The following is a 3,163-nucleotide window of genomic DNA, read 5'->3' on the forward strand; positions in this document are numbered from 1 at the left end:
ACCGTTCAAAGCGTACCGGCGTCGTGGTCATGTCCGCCTCATCGGTTCCGGTGGACCGCCACGGATTCACCATGCTGCAGGAGTTGGCCGCCACCGGCCGGTGATGCCCGGTGTCGTCCAGCCGGTCCTGGACGACGCCGGAATTTCAGCGGCGGTGTGGCCCGGAGTTGCCGCGGTGACGGACGCTCAAACGGGACGGCAGCGTGCCGCGATAGAGCCCGAGCGCAATCACATCCTCGTCATTCAAGCACGTGCATAAGTTCTCGCTCATCCTTGTCGCGGAACAGCACCGGCTAACGGGTCATCCCAGTGGGCAGAAGCTGGGCGAGTATCGAAACGTATGAATGCACGAGTTCTTTTCGTCCCTGGGCCGGGTTCCAGTTGAACGCCCTTTCCCTTGTCGATAGGTTCGGCAGTGGATGTTGCGGTGTGAGGGTGGATACAGTCGCACCCGTGCGGGGGCGGGGCAGGCGGGGTGGACGGGGATGGTCGAGACGATGGTTGTGGTCAGGCGGGGAGACGAGCTCGGCGAGGGGTACCGGCGCCGTATCACCGAGGTCTACGTGCGCAGCTTCGCGCAGGACTTCGTTGCGTTCTCGCGCGACACCGGCAAGTTGGCTGACGCGTTCGAGCACATGCTGCTGCTCGAACGGTTCTACATCGCGCTCGTGGACGGGCAGCCCGCCGGCCTCGCCTCGCTCACCGAGGGCGGCCAGCCGCTGTTCGCGCCGCGATGGCGGCAGATCCGGCGTCACCTCGGGCTGGCGCGCGGGCTGCTTGGCTACGTGGTGATCCGCAGCTGGTTCATGGGCGCCTCCGACGGCGCCCGGCCCGGGCTCGCCGAAATCGGGTTCGTCGCCACCGAACCGGCCTATCAGGGGCGCGGCATCGCGACCGCGCTGCTGCGTCACCTGCTGACGCTGCCCGGGTATCGCGAGTACGTGCTCGAGGACATCAAGGACACCAACGCACCCGCCCTCGGCCTCTATGCCAAGCTCGGCTTCACGGAGTACAAGCGCCGGAAGGTGCGCTTCGCCCGACGCGCCGGATTCACCGAGCTCGTGTCAATGAAACTTGTGCAGGACTCCGCGTCACAGCCTGCGGGCGGCGGATCACCCGGAGCCGTCTGACCGGTCACCGCCGAAGCCACATGCTGAGCGCCTGCTCAGCTCGACTGCCACTTCGAGGCCTCGACGGAAACGCGCACCACCGTGTGTCAGTTCCTTGGTTCTGAGACAAGGAGCCGTATGGGTTGACCATGACCTTAGGTCAAGGTGCACGATGAGCCGTATGAACAACACGAGTGCGATCGAATCGACCTGGACCGGCATGGTGGACGTGGACGACACGTCACTGGCCGTGACGGACACCCGCGGCCCCGGCCGTCCCATCCTCTATCTGAACGGCGCCTATGCGGACCAGCGGCCCTGGCGTCCTGTGATCGCCGAACTCGGCACCGACTACCGGCACATCACCTACGACGAGCGCGCCCGGGGCCGGTCGAAACGATCGGCGGACTACTCCTTCGAGGCGTGCATGCGAGATCTCGATGCCGTCCTCGAGGCGACCGGGGTGGACCGGCCCCTGCTCGTAGGCTGGTCCTACGGTGCGACGCTCGCGGCGTACTGGGCCGCCCGGAATCCGGACCGCGTCGCCGGGGTGGTGTGCGTGGACGGCGCCATGCCCTACGGTTTGACCGGCGAGGAGGGCCGTGAGCGGATCCGGAAGCTGTTCCGCGGGATGCGGTTCCTGCTGCCGCTGGTGCGCCCGCTGGGCATGGCGGCGCGGATGAGCGCCGACCAGCACGCGGAGGTCAACATCGAGATCAACGAGCTCGTCGCCGCCGTCGCGCCGGTCCTCGACCGCGTGACCTGCCCGGTGCGGTACGTCCTGGCCACGGGCGGCAACCTCGGCGGTGGCCGTGAGGAGATGGAGCGGGTGCGGGCCTCGCTCGATCCGGTGCTCGCCCGCAACCCGAACATCGAGGTCAGCGCGAAGGTCGCGAGCAACCACTCTCACATTCTGCGCAAGGATTTCCGGGCCGTCGCGCAGGCCGTAAGGGAGACGGCGGCCGCCGATGGCCGTGGGGTTCGCTGAGCGGATGGTCATCGGAGTCACGATCGGTCAGGCCGCCGCGTTCGCCGGTGTCACGATCAAGACCGTTCGGCACTACCACCGGCTCGGCCTGGTCGACGAACCGGAACGCGACAGCTCCGGCTATCGCCGCTACAGCTCCGCCGACCTGCTGAGGCTGGTCCAGGTCCGGGCCCTGGCCGGCGCCGGTGTACCGCTGGCTCAGATCACCGGCCTGTTGGACGCCGAGCCGGAGCGGTTCGCCGATTCACTGGCCGACGTCGAGCAGTACCTCACCGACCGGATCGAGGACCTGATCGAGCGGCGCAGAATGCTGCGCCGGCTCGCCACCGGCGACCGCGTCCTGTTGCCCGAGCGCGCCTGCGCGGTCCTGGACCGCCTGGCCGACGCCGGCTTTGACCCCGACTTCGTGGCCGTTCAACGAGAGGCTCTGGTGCTGGCCCGAGCGCTGGCACCGGAGTTCTTCGACAGCTACCTGACCCAGCTCGAACACCGGCTCGATGATCCCCGCCACGTCGACTTGCTCAAGCGCACGTGGGAAGCTAAGAGCTGGAACCCGGACGACCCGCGGGTCGAGGAACTGGCGGCCGACATGGTCGACAACCTCCTGGCCAACCGCGAACTGCTGATGATGCCAGCTGGCTTCCAGGCACGGCCCGACCATGCCACCCGGTACGGACTGATCAACCACCACCGCGGGGACGAGGAGCCGACCTTCGTGCGGCTGACGAAACTGATGGAAGCGAAACTTCGAGCAGCCGGTGTCGACGTTCCGTACCAGTGAGCCCGGACTTGGTCTGCCTAACGATCCTTATGGACGCCAGGCACCGGCCGGAATTAGGTGCGCCAAGGCGAGAGCCCCGGAGCTCCCAGAGCGCCTTCCTCGCTCAGCGCTCGAACCAGCACTCGACGCCCGGCTCCGTGATCAGGTGCCGGGGGCGGAAGACCGGTCCTCGAGACGGCCAACTTCAACGGGACTGTAAGAAGAACGGTGTGTGAGGGTCCGGCCTGATCCGAAAGGAGACGGCCGTGTCAGAGTTCACGACCGAGATGACAGAGGCGATGATCG

Annotated in this window: 3 protein-coding genes; all 3 read left to right on the forward strand. The window is 67.1% G+C overall.

Annotation, left to right across the window (positions count from 1 at the left end; all coding sequences use genetic code 11):
* Window positions 1–485: 485 nt before the first annotated feature.
* The 3 genes from AC5RWU_RS23965 to AC5RWU_RS23975 all read left to right on the forward strand — a co-directional run bounded on the left by AC5RWU_RS23965 (window position 486) and on the right by AC5RWU_RS23975 (window position 2,878).
* A complete protein-coding gene (locus AC5RWU_RS23965; RefSeq protein ID WP_493986673.1) occupies window positions 486–1,130 on the forward strand; it encodes a GNAT family N-acetyltransferase in 645 nt (214 codons plus the stop codon).
* A gap of 151 nt (window positions 1,131–1,281) precedes the next feature.
* Window positions 1,282–2,097 (forward strand): alpha/beta fold hydrolase, encoded by an 816-nt coding sequence (locus AC5RWU_RS23970; protein ID WP_493986674.1) that lies wholly within the window; start codon window positions 1,282–1,284, stop codon window positions 2,095–2,097.
* Entirely contained in the window at window positions 2,078–2,878 is an 801-nt protein-coding gene (locus tag AC5RWU_RS23975) for a MerR family transcriptional regulator (protein ID WP_494037349.1), read from the forward strand. The genes AC5RWU_RS23970 and AC5RWU_RS23975 overlap by 20 nt, the downstream gene beginning before the upstream one ends.
* Window positions 2,879–3,163: the final 285 nt, after the last annotated feature.

Source organism: Arthrobacter sp. B0427-1-12 (assembly GCF_059092905.1).